The following is a 15,928-nucleotide window of genomic DNA, read 5'->3' as shown; positions in this document are numbered from 1 at the left end:
GCCATGACGCCACCCCACCGCCCCCCGTTGCTGGCCCGGATCGACTGGTACTGGACCTTCCAGCTGGCCGGCTGGGGCGCGCTGGCCCTGTTCAACAGCGTGTACGGCGGCTCCTCGCAACTGCGCATCGTCGCGACCATCGCCTGCTGGGGATCGCTGGGCGGCTTGCTGCTGTCGCACCTGTGGCATGGCGTGCTGCGCCGGCGCGGCTGGGCGGCAAACGGCTTGCGCTGGAAACGCATCGTGCCGTCGCTGATCCTGCTGGCCGCCATCCAGACGGCCAGTGTGACGGCCGCCTTCCACGTCATGTATCCGCCCGACATCCTGCGCGGCATCGCCTGGCTGCCTGGCGCGCTGCTGTTCTGGTTCGGGGTCTTCCTGACCTGGACGGTCTTTTACTTCACCGCGCTGTCGCTGCGCCGCGCCGCTCGCCTGGAAGCGGAAACCCTGCGCCTGCAGCTGCACGGACGGGAAGCCGAACTGCGCGCCCTGCAGGCGCAAGTCAATCCGCATTTTTTCTTCAACAGCCTCAATAGCGTGCGCGCGCTGATCTTCGAAGACCGCGAAGCGGCCGCGCACATGATCGACCAGCTGGCCGGCCTGATGCGCCACGCGCTGCAATCGGGCCAGCACACCACGGTGCCGCTGGCGGCCGAACTGGACGCCGTGCGCGCCTACCTGGCCATCGAACAGATACGCTTCGAGGAACGCCTGCGCGTCAGCTTCGCGATCGAAATCGGCGCGCCCGACCTGGAACACGTGCGCGTGCCGCCCATGGCCCTGCAGACGCTGGTGGAAAACGCCGTCAAATACGGCGTCGAAGCGAGCGCCGAGGGCGCCGACATCCGCATCGCGGCGCGCCGTACCAGCCCCGCCGACGGCGCGGCCATGCTGCAGATCGACGTGGCCAACACGGGCGCCTTGCGCGAACCGGGCAACTCCACCTGCGTCGGCCTGCGCAATGCGCGCCAGCGCCTGCAACTGGCTTGCGGCGAGCGCGCCAGCCTGGAATTGCGCGAACAGGCGGGCTGGGTGCATGCCACCATCCACCTGCCGGAGCGGGCATGAACGGCCAGCCGCTCAAGGTACTGCTGGTCGATGACGAGCGCCTGGCGCGCGCCGAGCTGCGACGGCTGCTGGCGCCGCATGTGCAGCGCGGCGCCGTGGAGATCGCGGGCGAGGCGGCCAGCGCGGCCGACGCCGTCGCGCAGATCGGCAAGCTGCGGCCCGACCTGCTGCTGCTCGACGTGCAGATGCCGGGCGGCTCCGGCTTCGACCTGCTGGCCGCGCTCGACGATGCGCCCGACGTCATCTTTTGCACGGCCTTCGACCAGTACGCGCTGCAGGCGTTCGAGGTCAGCGCCCTCGACTACCTGCAAAAACCCGTGCAGGCGGCACGCCTGGCCACGGCGCTGGCACGCGCCGGCGCGCGGGCGCAAGCCGTGCCGCCGCCCGCGCCGCGCAAAGTCTTCATCAAGGATGGGGAGCGCTGCTGGTTCGTGGCGTTTGACGATATCCGCCTGCTGGAATCGGAAGGCAACTACACGCGCGTGCATTTCGGCACGCAGCGTCCGCTGATGCTGCGCACCCTGAACCAGCTGGAAGAAAGGCTCGATCCCGCCCTGTTCCTGCGCGCCAACCGGCGCCAGATCGTCAACCTGGCGCAGGTGGCGCAAGTGGCGCCGAATGCGGCCGATGGCCTCGACCTGCACCTGCTGGACGGCAGCGTGGTCGAGGTGTCGCGCCGCCGCGCGCAACAGTTCAAGGCCGCCTGCGGCCTGTAGCGGGACTACTTCAGCGCGGGGATCGGCTGCGCCTGGAAAGCGGGGCGCGGCTGCTCCTTGAGCTTTTTCGCCAGCATGTCGAGCGCCACTTCCAGCTGGCGGTCGGCGCCATTGAAGGTGGCGTGCGGCGGATTTTCCACCTCCACGTCCGGCACCACGCCCACGCCTTCGATCAGCCACTGGCCGTCGATGCCGAACTGGCCGTTTTCCGCCACGCGCGCCATGCCATTGTCGGCCAGACGCGTATTGTCGCTGAGCCAGACGCCGGCGCCCGCCGTGCGCTTGCCCACCAGCGGCGCCAGGCCCAGGGCCTTGATGCCAGCGGCGAAGGTCTCGCCATCCGAATACGTGAGTTCGTCGACCAGCACGACCAGGTGGCCGCGGAAGGTATTCTGCATGTTCGACGACGGCTGCACGCCCGGCGGCGCCCAGTAGGCCCAGGCCTTGCGCAGCAGTTTTTCAATGATCCAGCTGTCGATATTGCCGCCGTTATTGCGCCGCACGTCGATGACCAGGCCTTCGCGGTTGATGTTGGCGTAAAAATCGCGCGCGAACGAGGCGATGTCGTTGGGGCCCATGGCGCGCAAATGCAGGTAGCCGATGCGTCCCTGCGAGGCGGCCGCCACCTGCTCGGCGCGGCTCAATTCCCAGTCGCCATAGCGCAGCGCCGTCTGTTTCGCCATGTTGACGGGCGTGACGATGACGGCGCGCGGCGCGCCTTTGCCCCGCCTGACCTGCAACAACACCTGCTTGTCAGCCTGGTTCAGCAGCAGGTCGCTGATGTCGCGCGCGCCCAAGACGTCCTTGCCGTTGACGGCCGTGATCACGTCGCCCGCCTTCACCTCCACTTCGGGACGCGACAGGGGTGCGCGCGCCGAGGGCAGCTCCGCTTCGCTGCGGTAGACATGCTCGACCCGGTAGCCGTCGCTGGTGCGCGCCAGCACGGCGCCCAGGCCCGCCGGCGTGCCTTCCTGCTCCGTGCGGCGCAATTCGCCGGGGCGGATCTGCGAATGCAGGGCGCCCACTTCGGCCACCATCATGCCGAGCACGTCGTTGAGTTCGGCGCGGTCCGTGACCCGCTCGACCAGCGGCGCATATTTGTCGCGCGCCGCCTTCCAGTCCACGCCGCGCATCTTCGCGTCGTAGAGAAAATCGCGGTGCAAACGCCAGGCGTCGTTGAACATCTGCTTCCATTCCAGGCGCGGATTCGACACGAAAGTCCAGTCGTCGACCTTGACCTTGGCCTTCGACAGGTCGGCCGGCAGCTTGGCGCCCGCCTCGATCACCAGCATCTCGCCCGGTCCCGTGGCCGCCGCCGTGCGGTAGTACAAATGCTTCTTGTCCTGCGCCAGGTCGAATTCGCGCACATTGGCCACCAGCAATTCCGGCTTGGAGCCGGTGTTGCCAATCGCCAAGGTCTTCAGGCTGGACTTGTTTTCGCCGCTGTCCCGCTCGAGGAAATACAGGCGCTTGTCATCGGCGGCCAGCGCGCTGTAATTGCCCGCCGCCAGCGGCACTTCATACAGGCGCTCGGCCAGGCCCTGGCTGACGATGGCCGGCAGTGCCGCCGGCGCCTTTTTCACGGCGCCCTTGCCGCCCGCCTTTTCCAGCGCTTTTTCCGCCGCCGATTCGGCGGCCTTTTCATCGTCCGTCTCGGGCGGTTTCACTCCCGGACGGCTCAGTTCATCGTCGGGCTGGAACGGAAAACGGTTGCCCGGCTGCAGCGCCAGCGCATACACGCCGGTGCGCTTGTCGAACACGGGGCCCATGTTGCGGTCGCCCCATGGCGAACCGTTGGCCAGCTGGAAATTGCGCGCCGACAAGAAATACAGCCAGCGCCCGTCCGGCGAAAACACGGGCGAACCAGACGTGTAGCGGTCGCTGGTGACGAATTGCAGCTGCTTCGACGCGAGGTTGTACAAGCCGATCTGCTCGCGCTGCTCGTTGCTGGCCACGCGCACGATGGCCAGGTTGCGGCTGTCGGGCGACCATTGCACTTCGTCATGCTTGTCCACGCCCGCCTTGCCCGCGTCGTCGATCAGCGCGTTGCCCCTGGTCGCCAGATCCAGCAGCCAGAAACGGCCCTTTTTATCCGTGTGGGCCAGCCAGCGCCCGTCCGGCGACGGATACAATTTCCAGCGGTGATTATCGCCCTGCGTCGTCAGCTGCTCGCCCTTGCCCGAGCCATCGGCGGCGTACTTCCAGATTTCATTCTCGCCGCTCGTGTCGACGATGGCGAAGACGGATTTCTCGTCGCTGGAAAAGACGGCGTCGCGCGCCCGCGCCCCTTCCGGAATGGCGATGTCGACGCGGCGCAGGCTGCCCGTGCCGGCGACGCTGACACGGCCCCTTGCAGTAAGAATGATGCGCTCATCCTTGCCCGACACCTGGACATTGCTCAAGGTATCGAGCGGTGAGCGGATCTGGCGCGCGCGCTGCTGGTCGAAATCGGACACGAGGCTGATGGCCAGCGGCTGCGAAGCGCCCGTTGCCGCGACGTTCAGGTCCAGCACGTGCAAATCGGCGCCCAACTGGTAGACGATCTTGCCATCGCCCAGGGATGCATTGCGTACGTCCCACTGCGTGTGGCTCGTCAAGGCACGGCGGTCGGAGCCGTCGGGCAGCATGCTCCACAGATTGTCGCTGCCGCCCGCGTCGCTGATATAGTAGACACGGCCCTGCCACCACATGGGGCGCTTGTTGTTGCCAGCCAACACAGCGGGTTCCGCGTGCATGCGCACGGCCTCACCCTTGCCATCAAGGTCATAGCGCCACAGGACGGCATGCGCGCCGCCCCGGTAGTTGCGCACATTGTCGTTGGTCATGGCCAGGCCGAAACGCGTAAAGAACAGCGTCTTGCCGGCGTCGTCGAGCACGGCATCGTTGGCGTCGGCCACGGGAAACACGCGGCGCGTCTGTTTCACGGGATCGATGGCGGCAACGATGCGGCGCGACGCGGGACCGTCCGTATTTTGCGTGCTGACCAGCACTTCGCCCTGCGCCGTCCAGCCCAGCACCAGCACGCCGCCATTGTCGTACGAAATACGCCGCGGCAAGCCGCCGGCCAGCGGCATCACATACGCTTCCTGCGCCCCTTCATAGGCGGCCGAAAAGGCGATCCACTGGCCGTCGCGCGAAATCGCCGCATTCGTTTCATAGCCCGGATGCGTGGTCAAACGCTGCGCCGCGCCACCGCGCAGATTGCTTTTCCACAAGTCACCTTCGGCCGTGAAGACGACGGTATCGCCGCGCACGGCGGGAAAGCGGAAGTAGCTGCCGGCAGGCGCGGCAGTGGCGGCAGCGCTCCCCAGCAAGCCGGCGGAAAACAAGAGGAAGGCGAGAGTACGGGAAATTTTCATGTAGGCAGTCTTTCAACGAGCAGTCAGCGGTCATGGAAACGATGCGGGGCAAGGCCGACACCGGGATCACGATTCTTGCATAGCTAATGCAAAAGCAATACCTTTTTTTAAACAAGGCAATTTGCATAATAGTTTCCATTACTCACTTACGGGCGTAAAAAAACCCGCGCCACTTGCGTGGGCGGGTTTTTGTTGACGGCAGGAAGCTTATTCCACTTCCACCGTTTCCGGCGCAGCCGTCGGCGCCGCGTCTGGCGGTTCCGGGAATTCCAGCAAGACCTGGTCCTTGTCGTCGAGGTCGACCGTGACCCGTCCGCCCGTCACCAGGCGACCGAACAGCAGTTCGTCGGCCAGGGCCTTGCGGATCATGTCCTGGATCAGGCGCGCCATCGGCCGCGCGCCCATCAGCGGGTCGAAGCCTTTCTTGCCGAGGAAAGCGCGCAGCTTCTCGGTAAACACGGCTTCGACCTTTTTCTCGTGCAACTGCTCTTCCAGCTGCATCAGGAACTTGTCGACCACGCGCAGGATGATTTCCTGATCCAGCGACCGGAAGCTGATGGTCGCGTCGATGCGGTTGCGGAACTCCGGCGTAAACATGCGCTTGATGTCGGCCATCTCGTCGCCAGCCTGCTTCGAGTTGGTGAAGCCGATCGACGTCTTTTGCAAGCTTTCCGCGCCCGCATTCGTCGTCATGATGATGATCACGTTGCGGAAATCGGCTTTGCGGCCATTGTTGTCCGTCAAGGTACCGTGATCCATCACTTGCAGCAGGATATTGAAAATGTCCGGATGGGCTTTTTCAATTTCATCGAGCAGCAAGACCGCATGCGGCTTCTTGGTGATCGCTTCCGTCAGCAAGCCGCCCTGGTCGAAACCGACATAGCCCGGTGGCGCGCCGATCAGACGGCTGACGGCGTGGCGTTCCATGTATTCCGACATATCGAAACGGATCAGCTCGATACCGAGGATGAAGGCCAGCTGTTTCGCCACCTCGGTCTTGCCCACGCCCGTCGGACCGGAGAACAGGAAGGAGCCGATCGGCTTGTCCGTCTTGCCCAAGCCGGCACGGGCCATCTTGATGGCCGAAGCCAGCGCATCGATGGCCGGATCTTGCCCGAACACAACATTGCGCAAGTCGCGGTCGATCGTCTGCAGCTTGCTGCGGTCGTCCTGGTTGACCGTTTGCGGCGGAATGCGGGCGATCTTGGCGATGATGTCCTCGATCTCGGCCTTGCCGATGGTTTTCTTTTGCTTCGACTTCGGCAGGATGCGCTGCGCCGCGCCCGCTTCATCGATGACGTCGATCGCCTTGTCGGGCAAATGGCGGTCGTTGATGAAGCGCGCCGCCAGTTCGGCCGCCGTCGACAGGGCCGAGGCCGAGTATTTCACGCCATGGTGCTCTTCGAAGCGCGATTTGAGGCCGCGCAAGATCTGCACGGTTTGCTCGACGGTCGGCTCGTTGACGTCCACTTTCTGGAAGCGGCGGGAGAGCGCATGGTCTTTCTCGAACACGCCGCGGAATTCCGTGTACGTGGTCGCGCCGATGCATTTCAACTGGCCGTTGGCCAGTGCCGGTTTCAGCAGGTTCGACGCATCCAGCGTGCCGCCCGACGCCGAGCCCGCACCGATGATGGTGTGGATCTCGTCGATGAACAGAATGCCGTTCGGATTGTCCTTCAGCTGTTTCAGCACGGCTTTCAGGCGCTGTTCGAAGTCGCCGCGGTATTTGGTACCGGCCAGCAAGGCGCCCATGTCCAGCGAATACACGACGGCATTCTGCAGGATTTCCGGCACGTCGCTTTGCGTGATGCGGTAAGCGAGGCCTTCGGCGATGGCCGTCTTGCCCACGCCCGCTTCGCCGACCAGCAGCGGATTGTTCTTGCGGCGACGGCACAGGATCTGGATCACGCGGTCGACTTCTTCCTCGCGGCCGATCAGCGGGTCGATCTTGCCTTCGGCAGCGGCCTTGTTCAGGTTTTGCGTGAACTGGTCAAGCGGGCTTTCCTTCGGCTGGCCATCGACGGGTGCCTCTTCCACGCCTTCGGAGGCTTTCGCGCTTTCCGTCGACTGGTCCTTGCGCACGCCATGCGAAATGAAATTGACCACGTCCAGGCGCGTCACGCCCTGCTGGTGCAGGTAGTAGACAGCATGCGAATCCTTTTCGCCGAAGATGGCCACCAGCACATTGGCGCCCGTGACTTCCTTCTTGCCATTCGAGGCGGACTGGACGTGCATGATGGCACGCTGGATCACGCGCTGGAAACCAAGCGTCGGCTGGGTGTCGACTTCGCCCGTGCCAGGCACGGTCGGCGTGTTATCGCCGATGAAATTGGTGAGGGTCTTGCGCAGGTCTTCAATATTGACCGCGCAGGCACGCAACACCTCGGCAGCGGAGGGATTGTCCAGCAGTGCCAGCAGTAAATGCTCAACCGTGATGAATTCGTGCCGTGCCTGCCGAGCTTCGACAAACGCCATGTGCAAACTTACTTCTAATTCCTGCGCAATCATACTTCCTCCATCACGCACTGCAGGGGGTGCCCCGCCTTGCGCGCATGCGTTAAAACGAACTCCACTTTGGTACACGCTATATCTTTAGAGAACACGCCGCACACTCCTTTGCCGTAGCGATGAACACTGAGCATGATTTGCGTCGCCGTTTCACGGTCCTTGTTGAAATACTCCTGAATGATGGCCACCACAAATTCCATCGGGGTGTAGTCGTCATTGAGCAAGGCTACCTGGTAGAGCGGTGGCGGCTTCAGCACTTGCCGCTCCAGCAGGGTTTCTGTGTCGTGCTTGGTTGCCATACGCTTATTCTAATGCTTTCACAGTGGTTGTCATGCGCAATATCTACGCCTTTCCAATTGTTTTCAATCTTACGCGTTTTCTTAATAGTGCGCAGATGGCGACCTTGCCGTCAAAATCAAGAGTTGCTTTTTTGGTTGTCGTGAAGAATTTGGCAATATCGATGGAAAAGCGCTTGACTTCATTATTTATTCCGCCAACAATGCTGTATCGACTGTTGCAGTAATGTACAGCTTGATAAGAAGTGAGACGTCGAGGAGGGGGCAAGAAGCTTCTTGCTTTTATGGCTCGTGTGATTTGTTTTAATTTTGAAAGTTCTTTTTATGGCAACAGGTACAGTTAAGTGGTTCAATGATTCCAAAGGTTTTGGCTTCATCACTCCAGATGATGGCGGCGAAGATTTGTTTGCTCATTTCTCCGCAATCAACATGAACGGTTTCAAGACCCTCAAAGAAGGTCAAAAAGTTCAATTCGAAGTCACGCAAGGCCCTAAAGGCAAGCAAGCTTCCAACATCCAAGCAGCCTAAGCATCGCCGGCCCTCAGATGTGAAAAACCCCGTTTCCTTGAAGCGGGGTTTTTTTTCGTCCGCAGGGCGCGCAGCACCCTGCCCCGTTTCTTTTACATGTGCTCGACCATCACCTGGCCGAAACCGGAGCACGACACTTGCGTGGCGCCTTCCATCAGGCGGGCGAAATCATAGGTGACGCGCTTCGAGGCGATCGATTTTTGCATCGAGGAAATCACCAGGTCGGCCGCTTCCACCCAGCCCATGTGGCGCAGCATCATTTCCGCGGACAAAATCAGCGAACCGGGGTTCACGTAATCCTTGCCCGCGTACTTCGGCGCCGTGCCGTGCGTCGCTTCGAACATGGCGACGGAGTCGGACAGGTTGGCGCCCGGCGCGATGCCGATGCCGCCCACTTGCGCCGCCAGCGCGTCGGAAATGTAATCGCCGTTCAAATTCAGGGTGGCGATGACGCTGTATTCGGCCGGACGCAGCAAAATCTGTTGCAGGAACGCGTCAGCGATGGAATCCTTGACGATGATGTCGCGGCCCGTCCGTGGGTTCTTGAACTTGCACCACGGGCCGCCATCGATCAACTCGGCGCCGAATTCCTTTTGCGCCAGCGCATACGCCCAGTCGCGGAAGCCGCCTTCCGTGTACTTCATGATGTTGCCTTTGTGCACGATCGTCACGGATGGCTTGTCATTGTCGATCGCATACTGGATGGCCTTGCGCACCAGGCGCTCGGTGCCTTCGATGGAGACGGGCTTGATGCCCAGGCCCGACGTGGCCGGGAAGCGGATCTTGGTCACGCCCATTTCATTAACGAGGAAATCCATCAGTTTCTTCGCTTCGGGCGAGCCTTGCTGGTATTCGATGCCGGCGTAGATATCTTCCGAGTTTTCGCGGAAAATCACCATGTCCGTCTTTTCCGGCTCTTTCACGGGCGATGGCACGCCCGTGAAGTAGCGCACGGGGCGCAGGCAGACGTACAGATCGAGCTGCTGGCGCAAGGCCACGTTCAGCGAGCGGATGCCGCCGCCGACGGGCGTGGTCAGCGGACCCTTGATGGAAACCACGTAATCTTTCAGCACGGCCAAGGTTTCTTCCGGCAGCCACACATCGGGGCCGTACACATTCGTCGCTTTTTCGCCCGCATAGATTTCCATCCAGCTGATCTTGCGCGCGCCGCCGTAGGCCTTGGCCACGGCCGCGTCGATCACCTTGATCATGACGGGGCTGATATCGATGCCCGTGCCATCGCCTTCAATGAAGGGAACGATGGGATTATCTGGTACATTCAGCGAAAAATCGGCGTTGACGGTGATTTTTTGGCCGTCAGCAGGTACAGTGATATGTTGATACATCGTGATCTCCGAAGTGGGACACACCGCTGGCGGGCAACACAGGCCGGCGACGCGCTCTGCGGTTGCAGAGTTTACAAAAACAAGTCCGAACAGGGCGGCAACAACGCACTTTAGCAGGGAAAGAACACCCGGGCCACCCGCGGCGCCAAAGAACCGCATTGCCATACCGCCTCAAGTCTTCTATAAGACATAAGACTAACATTTCACATTATGCACCAGTATCTTACAGGGCGCCACGCTTTTGCGGCGCCGATCAGCAGCCACCATCGCTTACATCAATTCCCTTACCAGCATGCCACTCATCCTCTTCAATAAACCATTCCAGGTCCTGTGCCAGTTTTCGCCGCAGGAGGGCCGCGCCACCCTGGCCGACCACATCACCATCCCCGGCATCTACCCGGCCGGCCGGCTCGACGCCGACAGCGAAGGCTTGCTGCTGCTGACGGACGACGGCCGCCTGCAGCACGAGATCAGCCACCCGGACCGCAAGGAAGCGAAAACCTACCTGGTGCAGGTCGACGGCGTGCCCGATGCGGCCAGCCTGGCGCGCCTGCAGGCGCCGCTGGACCTGGGCGACTTCATCACCAAGCCGTGCAAGGCCGTGCGCATCGCCGAGCCGGACTGGCTGTGGACACGCAATCCGCCGATCCGCGCGCGCGCCGACAAGCCCACCTCGTGGCTGGCGATCACCCTGAAAGAGGGAAAAAACCGGCAAGTGCGGCGCATGACGGCCGCCGTCGGCCTGCCCACGCTGCGCCTGGTGCGCAGCGCCATCGGCCCGTTTTCCCTGGCCAGCCACCCCTTGCTGCCCGGCGAATGGTGCGAAGTGCCGGCCGAAAACATCGGAAAAGCGTGAACCGGACAAGAAAAAACGCCCCCGGCGCCGAATTTTGCCAAGATGCACTATTTATTTTTAGATAATGCATTAAAATCATCCCACCTTAACATGATAGAAAAGGAAAGATGATGACAAAAGTAATCCTGGCCCTGGCCGCTTCCCTGCTTGCCGGCGCCGCACTGGCGCAATCGGGCGCCAAGGTGCACGCTTCCGCCGCGACCGATGCTGTCAAGCCGCCGCCCGCTTCGGCAGCCAGCCATGCGTCGGCCGCGACCGACGCCGTCAAGCCGGTGCCGCCGGCATCGGCCACCGTCAACGCTTCGGCCGCGACGGATGCGGCACGTTCGGGCGCATCGACCAAGGCTTCGGCCGCAACGGATGCCCCGCGCCTGGTCCCCCAGGCCCGCAAGGCGAAGCAGCCAGCCGCCGAGGCAGGCAAGCCCGTGAAGTAAGCAGCAAGAAGTGAGAAGTAAGAAGTAAGAAGAAGCAAGGGTAATTCCCAGCAAGGGTAATTCCCGGGGTTACGGCAGCAGCCATGTTGCTGTAACCCCACGCTTTCGGCGCGGACAGGCAGCATGCTTGACCAGGCAGCCGCCAGCATGGCTTAATCGCCGCTTCGCAGCCACCGTCCCGCCCCATGAAAAATTCCCTACGTCATCTCAGCCTGTCCATCGCCCTGCTGGCCGGCGCCAACATTGCTCAAGCTCAAACAAAGAGCGTGCAACTGTCGGCTGGCATGCATTTGATCCAGGCGGAAGTGGCCGCCACGGAAGAGCAGCGCGAACAGGGCTTGATGTACCGTGAAAAGATGCCGGCCAATGCGGGCATGCTGTTCGTCTTTGGCAATCCATCGACGCAATGCATGTGGATGAAAAACACGCCGCTGCCCCTGTCGGTGGCCTTTATCGATGCCGGCGGCAAGATCGTCAACATCGAAGACATGCAGCCGCACACGCTCGACAGCCATTGCTCCACGAAGACCGTGCCCGTGCGCTATGCGCTGGAAATGAACCTGGGCTGGTTCAAGCAAAAGAATATCAAGCCGGGCATGAGCATCGGCAACTTGCCAGGGGCACGCTAGGCCAGCGCGGCCGCAGCCTGCCGCTGGCGGGTGCGGCCGCAAAAAATCCTGAAAAAACGCGAAAAAACCCGCCAGAATGAATCTGCGGGTTTTTGCTTTTCAACCAGTGCCAGCGTACCGGCACAGGCAAGGCCGCCGTGGCGGCTTGCCTGCTGGCGAATATTAAGCGGACAGTGCTTTCAAAGCAGCTGCCAGACGGCTCTTATGGCGAGCTGCCTTGTTTTTGTGGATGATCTTCTTGTCAGCGATACGGTCGATGGTCGACACGGATGCTTGGAAGATTGCAGCAGCAGCTGCCTTGTCGCCGCCCTGGATCGCTTTGCGAGCAGCTTTGATAGCCGTGCGCAAGGTCGAACGTTGGGACGAATTGTGTGCGTTTTGCTTAACTGCTTGACGAGCGCGTTTGCGCGCTTGTGCGGTATTTGCCATGGAATTTCCTAAAACAGGGTCAAAGTGCGTTTGCAAACATTAGTGTTTGCCAACCGGTGCGTTCTGTGCGTCTGCCGAACCATGTGTGCCAAACCAGTGCCTGTCAAACATTAGTGTCTGCGTAACAGAATTCTGTACAGCCTTCGATTATAGCGATATTTTCAAGCGGGGGCAAATCAAAAAACCGTGTGTCACGCCAAAAACACGTGAAAATGGGCCTGACAAGGGCGAATCGGCCCCGCTTGTTACCATATTTTAACCGTTTGCCGGTACCGCGCCCGGCTATAATCTGCCCCCATGAACTTGCTTAAAACCCTCGCCGCCATTTCCAGCATGACCATGCTGTCCCGTGTAACCGGATTATTGCGCGAAAGCCTGTTCGCGCGCGCCTTTGGCGCCGGCGCCTACACGGACGCCTTCATCGTTGCCTTCCGCATTCCCAACCTCTTGCGTCGCCTGTTTGCCGAAGGGGCCTTCTCGCAAGCCTTCGTGCCGATCTTGTCTGAATACAAGAACCAGCATGGCCAGGAAGCGAGCAAGCAATTGGCCGACCATGTGGCCACCACCCTCGTCTGGGCCACTTTGCTCGTGTCCGCCATCGGCATCGTCGGCGCGCCCTGGTTCGTGTACGCGATCGCCACGGGCCTGTCCAAGGATCCGGGCGCCTTCGACGCGGCCGTATGGATGACGCGCCTGATGTTCCCTTATATTACTTGCATGTCTTTCGTGGCCTTGGCCGGCGGCATCCTGAATACCTGGCGCGAATTCAAGATACCCGCGTTCACCCCCGTCTTGCTGAACCTGTCGTTCATCGCCGCCTCGCTGTTCCTCGCGCCGCACTTGAAACAGCCGATCTACGCCATGGCCATTGCCGTGTTCGCCGGCGGCTTGCTGCAGGTAGCGATCCAGATTCCCGCGCTGATCAAGATCGGCATGCTGCCGCGCCTGTCGATCAATCCCGCCATCGGCCTGTCCGACGGCGGCGTGCGCCGCGTGCTGAAAAAGATGGGACCGGCCGTGTTCGCCGTCTCGGCGGCGCAGATCAGCCTGATGATCAACACGAGCATCGCGTCGCGCCTGGCCGAGGGCAGCATTTCCTGGCTGTCGTATGCGGACCGCCTGATGGAGTTCCCCACCGCCATGCTGGGCGTGGCCCTGGGCACCATCTTGCTGCCCAGCCTGTCGAAGGCGAACGTGGATGGCGACAAGACGGAATACTCGGCCCTGCTGGACTGGGGCTTGCGCCTGACTTTCCTGCTGGCCCTGCCCGCCGCCGTCGGCATGGCGACCCTGGCCACGCCGCTGATCGCGACATTATTTCACTACGGTAAGTTCACGGCTGAATCCGTGACCATGTCGACGCAGCCGCTGGTGGCCTACAGCCTGGGCCTGATCGGCATCATCCTGGTGAAAACCCTGGCGCCCGCCTTCTATGCGCGCCAGGATATCCGCACGCCCGTGAAAATCGCCATCGGCGTGCTGATCGCCACGCAACTGATGAATCTGCTATTCGTGCCCTACATCGCCGTGGCCGGCCTGGCCCTGTCGATCGGCCTGGGCGCCTGCCTGAACGCCAGCTTCCTGTACTGGGGCTTGCGCAAGCGCGGCATCTACCAGCCAAAACCGGGCTGGGCCAAGTTCTTCCTGCGCCTGCTGCCGGCACTCGTCGTGATGGGCGGCGTGGCGTATGCTGGCGCCATGCGCATCGACTGGATCGCTATGCAAGCCCATCCGCTGTTGCGGGCCGGCGCGCTGGCCCTGGTGGTGGCCCTGTGCGGCGTGGCGTATTTTGCCACCCTCTTTTTGGTTGGCTTCCGCTTCCGCGACTTCAAGCGCCACGCTTGACAGCATGGGCAAGACGTTGTTGCCTGCGTCTCGCCGTACTGGCGTACTGTCTTCGACTGGGCGCCTAGTCCTGCACATGTTGTCGCAATCGCACATGTAATCATGCATTAGAAACAAAAAAACCCGCCTCGGCGGGTTTTGTCATTCTTGCCAGCAAAAATCAAACAGCTTTGCGGGCGCGGCGGCGGGCGGCGAAACCGACCAGCGCCAGGCCACCCAGCAGCATGCCGTAGGTTTCCGGTTCCGGCACAGGCAAGGCCGAGACCGTGCCCACGTACTGGCCATTCTGCAAACCGGTCAAGCCCGAAACACGCACCTCATAGGTACCCGCCGCCAGGGAACCGGCCCAGCTCAGGCTCTGGATGCCGGCCACCGACGTCAGGGTCAGGTCGCCATAGCCTACCAGGGTGGCGGCGAAGTTGCTGATCGCGCCTTCGGCAACGGAAAACGTTTGCAATGCGCCAAACGAGGTCGACGACGGGGTCAGCAGTTTGAAGGTCCACAAATCATCGACCACCGAATTGGCGGCGAAATTGGTGGTGATCGATGCCCGCGTATCGAAGCCGCTTGGATCCAGTATGCCCAGATTGTAGGTGGCCGCCGATGCGCTGAACGATGCTGCAGCCAGAATGCCTGCCGCGATAAATTTCAATTTCATAAATTATCCCTTAAAAGTAATTTATGGCCGCCAGGTGGGCCAGCCATCGCTTTAGTACTGAAAGTACCAGGAAGGATGGTAGCATAAAGACATCAAATTACTTGTAATTATTTTATTGAAATTTCATTTATTAAAAGTATTTCCTCTATGAAATGGTTCCAGGTCAAGATGAATTTCCAGGTGAAAATAGTTATCCCTGTATTCTTCATTGTTAACTTATGGTTACGGCGGGTTGCGCGCTGGCGCGCCGGTCTCTTCCTCCGGCTCCGCCGCCTCGGGCGCCGACGGTTCGGGCGCTGGCGCAGCCGGATGCGGCGGCGGGAACAAGGCGGGCGGCGCAGCGGAGGGCGGCGCGGCGGCGTCTGGCGGCGCCAGGACCAGTCCCGCCGGCGGCACGGGCCCGCCGGCGACGAACTGCCACTCGGACAGGTGCGACTTGCCTTCGAAACCGGTGAAGCGGGCGTCGAAATTACCCACTTTTAAGGGCGCGGACGATGACAGGCTATGCACGCCGATGATGCCCTGGCCACCGGGCTGGTACAGCAAGCCCCATTCAGCCCGTCCCGTAACGGGGTCCACATACAGCTTGCGCAAATGGCGGCGCACCTGCGGAAAGCGGGGGTCGCGCAGCAAGGCGGCCAGGGTCGGCGGATGCTGCGGCTGGCCGGCGGGCGTGGCGCCCGTGTAACTCTGCAGCGCATCGACAAACTCCGCCCCGATGTCGAGCAGCTCCTGCTCGGCCGCCTGGCGCTGCAGCAAGGAGCCCATCTTCAGCCCGGCCGCCCCCACGAGGCCCAGGATGGCGACCAGGATGATCAGGCCCAGATACGTAACACCGCGCTGGCGGCGCGCAGGACGGTGCATGGCCGCTACCAGTCGGCGAACGGCGTGCCGCTGCGGTCCTTGCCGGGCGCGCCGCTTTTCACGTCATACACCTGGCCCGGCGTATCGTCGGGCGGCGGCACGATCAGCCAGCTGCTGTCGCTGTCCGTGATGGGGTCGATGGGCATGGCGCGCAGGTATTTCTTTTCGACCAGTTGCTCCAAAGTATCGGGATAACGGCCCGTATCGCCGTGAAACTGGTCGATGGTCGTGCGCAGGTTGCGCAAGTTGTCCGCCAACACAGTTTCCTTCGCCTTGTCGAGGCTGGGAAAGTAGCGGGGCACGGCCAGGGTGAGCAACAGCGCCACGATGCCGAGCACCACCAGCAGCTCGATCAGCGTAAAGCCGCGCGCGCGGTCAGGGACGGGCATGGT

At 61.9% G+C, this 15,928-nt stretch carries 15 protein-coding genes; 7 read left to right on the top strand and 8 right to left on the bottom strand.

Translation table 11 applies throughout. The annotated features are described in order from the left end of the window. Window positions 1–3 precede the first annotated feature (3 nt). A complete protein-coding gene (locus OX460_RS23175) occupies window positions 4–1,068 on the top strand; it encodes a histidine kinase (protein WP_289900066.1) in 1,065 nt (354 codons plus the stop codon). Then, a complete protein-coding gene (locus OX460_RS23170; protein ID WP_289900065.1) occupies window positions 1,065–1,784 on the top strand; it encodes a LytTR family DNA-binding domain-containing protein in 720 nt (239 codons plus the stop codon). Before OX460_RS23175 ends, OX460_RS23170 begins: the two co-directional genes overlap by 4 nt. A gap of 5 nt (window positions 1,785–1,789) precedes the next feature. Here OX460_RS23170 and OX460_RS23165 read toward each other — a convergent pair whose 3' ends face one another. The 3 genes from OX460_RS23165 to clpS all read right to left on the bottom strand — a co-directional run bounded on the left by OX460_RS23165 (window position 1,790) and on the right by clpS (window position 7,950). Further along, entirely contained in the window at window positions 1,790–5,143 is a 3,354-nt protein-coding gene (locus tag OX460_RS23165; protein WP_251350041.1) for a S41 family peptidase, read from the bottom strand. Window positions 5,144–5,350: 207 nt separating this feature from the next. Further along, entirely contained in the window at window positions 5,351–7,651 is a 2,301-nt protein-coding gene (gene clpA / locus OX460_RS23160; protein WP_035825884.1) for an ATP-dependent Clp protease ATP-binding subunit ClpA, read from the bottom strand. Beyond that, window positions 7,648–7,950 (bottom strand): ATP-dependent Clp protease adapter ClpS, encoded by a 303-nt coding sequence (gene clpS / locus OX460_RS23155; protein ID WP_034751577.1) that lies wholly within the window; start codon window positions 7,948–7,950, stop codon window positions 7,648–7,650. The genes clpA and clpS overlap by 4 nt, the downstream gene beginning before the upstream one ends. Window positions 7,951–8,271: 321 nt before the next feature. Here clpS and OX460_RS23150 point away from each other — a divergent pair, with 321 nt between their 5' ends. After that, window positions 8,272–8,475, top strand: a complete 204-nt coding sequence (locus tag OX460_RS23150) for a cold-shock protein (protein ID WP_010395943.1) — start codon at window positions 8,272–8,274, stop codon at window positions 8,473–8,475. Window positions 8,476–8,567: 92 nt separating this feature from the next. Here the strand turns inward: OX460_RS23150 and icd are convergent, their stop codons facing one another. Beyond that, complete coding sequence (gene icd / locus OX460_RS23145) at window positions 8,568–9,821, bottom strand: NADP-dependent isocitrate dehydrogenase (RefSeq protein ID WP_289900064.1); 1,254 nt, start codon at window positions 9,819–9,821, stop codon at window positions 8,568–8,570. A 292-nt stretch (window positions 9,822–10,113) separates the two neighbouring features. On the opposite strand from icd, the gene OX460_RS23140 reads away from it, so the two are divergent. From OX460_RS23140 to OX460_RS23130, 3 genes are all read left to right on the top strand, one after another. After that, window positions 10,114–10,677 carry a pseudouridine synthase gene (locus OX460_RS23140; protein ID WP_289900063.1) on the top strand — a complete coding sequence of 188 codons (564 nt, stop codon included), beginning with the start codon at window positions 10,114–10,116 and terminating at the stop codon, window positions 10,675–10,677. Between the two features lie 110 nt (window positions 10,678–10,787). Beyond that, the gene (locus OX460_RS23135) at window positions 10,788–11,111 is read left to right on the top strand and encodes a hypothetical protein (RefSeq protein WP_099665052.1); all 324 of its coding nucleotides are present in this window, start codon (window positions 10,788–10,790) and stop codon (window positions 11,109–11,111) included. Window positions 11,112–11,296: 185 nt separating this feature from the next. Beyond that, window positions 11,297–11,740 carry a DUF192 domain-containing protein gene (locus OX460_RS23130; RefSeq protein ID WP_289900062.1) on the top strand — a complete coding sequence of 148 codons (444 nt, stop codon included), beginning with the start codon at window positions 11,297–11,299 and terminating at the stop codon, window positions 11,738–11,740. A gap of 162 nt (window positions 11,741–11,902) precedes the next feature. Here the strand turns inward: OX460_RS23130 and rpsT are convergent, their stop codons facing one another. Beyond that, a complete protein-coding gene (gene rpsT, locus OX460_RS23125) occupies window positions 11,903–12,169 on the bottom strand; it encodes a 30S ribosomal protein S20 (RefSeq protein ID WP_010395935.1) in 267 nt (88 codons plus the stop codon). A gap of 297 nt (window positions 12,170–12,466) precedes the next feature. On the opposite strand from rpsT, the gene murJ reads away from it, so the two are divergent. Further along, window positions 12,467–14,014, top strand: coding sequence for a murein biosynthesis integral membrane protein MurJ (murJ, locus tag OX460_RS23120; protein ID WP_099665054.1), 1,548 nt, complete (start codon window positions 12,467–12,469; stop codon window positions 14,012–14,014). A gap of 160 nt (window positions 14,015–14,174) precedes the next feature. Here murJ and OX460_RS23115 read toward each other — a convergent pair whose 3' ends face one another. The 3 genes from OX460_RS23115 to OX460_RS23105 form a co-directional block, all read right to left on the bottom strand. Further along, on the bottom strand, window positions 14,175–14,672 hold the full coding sequence (locus OX460_RS23115) for an FxDxF family PEP-CTERM protein (protein ID WP_077401053.1): 498 nt from the start codon (window positions 14,670–14,672) through the stop codon (window positions 14,175–14,177). Between the two features lie 222 nt (window positions 14,673–14,894). Next, window positions 14,895–15,536, bottom strand: coding sequence for a type II secretion system protein (locus OX460_RS23110; protein ID WP_289900061.1), 642 nt, complete (start codon window positions 15,534–15,536; stop codon window positions 14,895–14,897). Between the two features lie 5 nt (window positions 15,537–15,541). After that, window positions 15,542–15,925: a prepilin-type N-terminal cleavage/methylation domain-containing protein gene (locus tag OX460_RS23105; RefSeq protein WP_077401047.1), complete on the bottom strand. Its 384-nt coding sequence runs from the start codon at window positions 15,923–15,925 to the stop codon at window positions 15,542–15,544. Window positions 15,926–15,928 lie beyond the last annotated feature (3 nt).

Source organism: Janthinobacterium sp. SUN033, assembly GCF_030397595.1.
Classification (GTDB): domain Bacteria; phylum Pseudomonadota; class Gammaproteobacteria; order Burkholderiales; family Burkholderiaceae_D; genus Janthinobacterium; species Janthinobacterium kumbetense.
The sequence above is the reverse complement of the archived record's forward strand: the minus strand, read 5'-3'. Positions and strand labels throughout refer to the sequence as shown.

What these genes read in the sequence shown, in the direction of transcription:
- rpsT (WP_010395935.1), bottom strand. Translation starts at nt 12,169, where the DNA reads ATGGCAAATACCGCACAAGCGCGCAAACGCGCTCGTCAAGCAGTTAAG.
- OX460_RS23170 (WP_289900065.1), top strand. Translation starts at nt 1,065, where the DNA reads ATGAACGGCCAGCCGCTCAAGGTACTGCTGGTCGATGACGAGCGCCTG.
- clpA (WP_035825884.1), bottom strand. Translation starts at nt 7,651, where the DNA reads ATGATTGCGCAGGAATTAGAAGTAAGTTTGCACATGGCGTTTGTCGAA.
- clpS (WP_034751577.1), bottom strand. Translation starts at nt 7,950, where the DNA reads ATGGCAACCAAGCACGACACAGAAACCCTGCTGGAGCGGCAAGTGCTG.
- OX460_RS23130 (WP_289900062.1), top strand. Translation starts at nt 11,297, where the DNA reads ATGAAAAATTCCCTACGTCATCTCAGCCTGTCCATCGCCCTGCTGGCC.
- OX460_RS23110 (WP_289900061.1), bottom strand. Translation starts at nt 15,536, where the DNA reads ATGCACCGTCCTGCGCGCCGCCAGCGCGGTGTTACGTATCTGGGCCTG.
- OX460_RS23140 (WP_289900063.1), top strand. Translation starts at nt 10,114, where the DNA reads ATGCCACTCATCCTCTTCAATAAACCATTCCAGGTCCTGTGCCAGTTT.
- OX460_RS23135 (WP_099665052.1), top strand. Translation starts at nt 10,788, where the DNA reads ATGACAAAAGTAATCCTGGCCCTGGCCGCTTCCCTGCTTGCCGGCGCC.
- murJ (WP_099665054.1), top strand. Translation starts at nt 12,467, where the DNA reads ATGAACTTGCTTAAAACCCTCGCCGCCATTTCCAGCATGACCATGCTG.
- OX460_RS23105 (WP_077401047.1), bottom strand. Translation starts at nt 15,925, where the DNA reads ATGCCCGTCCCTGACCGCGCGCGCGGCTTTACGCTGATCGAGCTGCTG.
- OX460_RS23165 (WP_251350041.1), bottom strand. Translation starts at nt 5,143, where the DNA reads ATGAAAATTTCCCGTACTCTCGCCTTCCTCTTGTTTTCCGCCGGCTTG.
- icd (WP_289900064.1), bottom strand. Translation starts at nt 9,821, where the DNA reads ATGTATCAACATATCACTGTACCTGCTGACGGCCAAAAAATCACCGTC.
- OX460_RS23115 (WP_077401053.1), bottom strand. Translation starts at nt 14,672, where the DNA reads ATGAAATTGAAATTTATCGCGGCAGGCATTCTGGCTGCAGCATCGTTC.
- OX460_RS23175 (WP_289900066.1), top strand. Translation starts at nt 4, where the DNA reads ATGACGCCACCCCACCGCCCCCCGTTGCTGGCCCGGATCGACTGGTAC.
- OX460_RS23150 (WP_010395943.1), top strand. Translation starts at nt 8,272, where the DNA reads ATGGCAACAGGTACAGTTAAGTGGTTCAATGATTCCAAAGGTTTTGGC.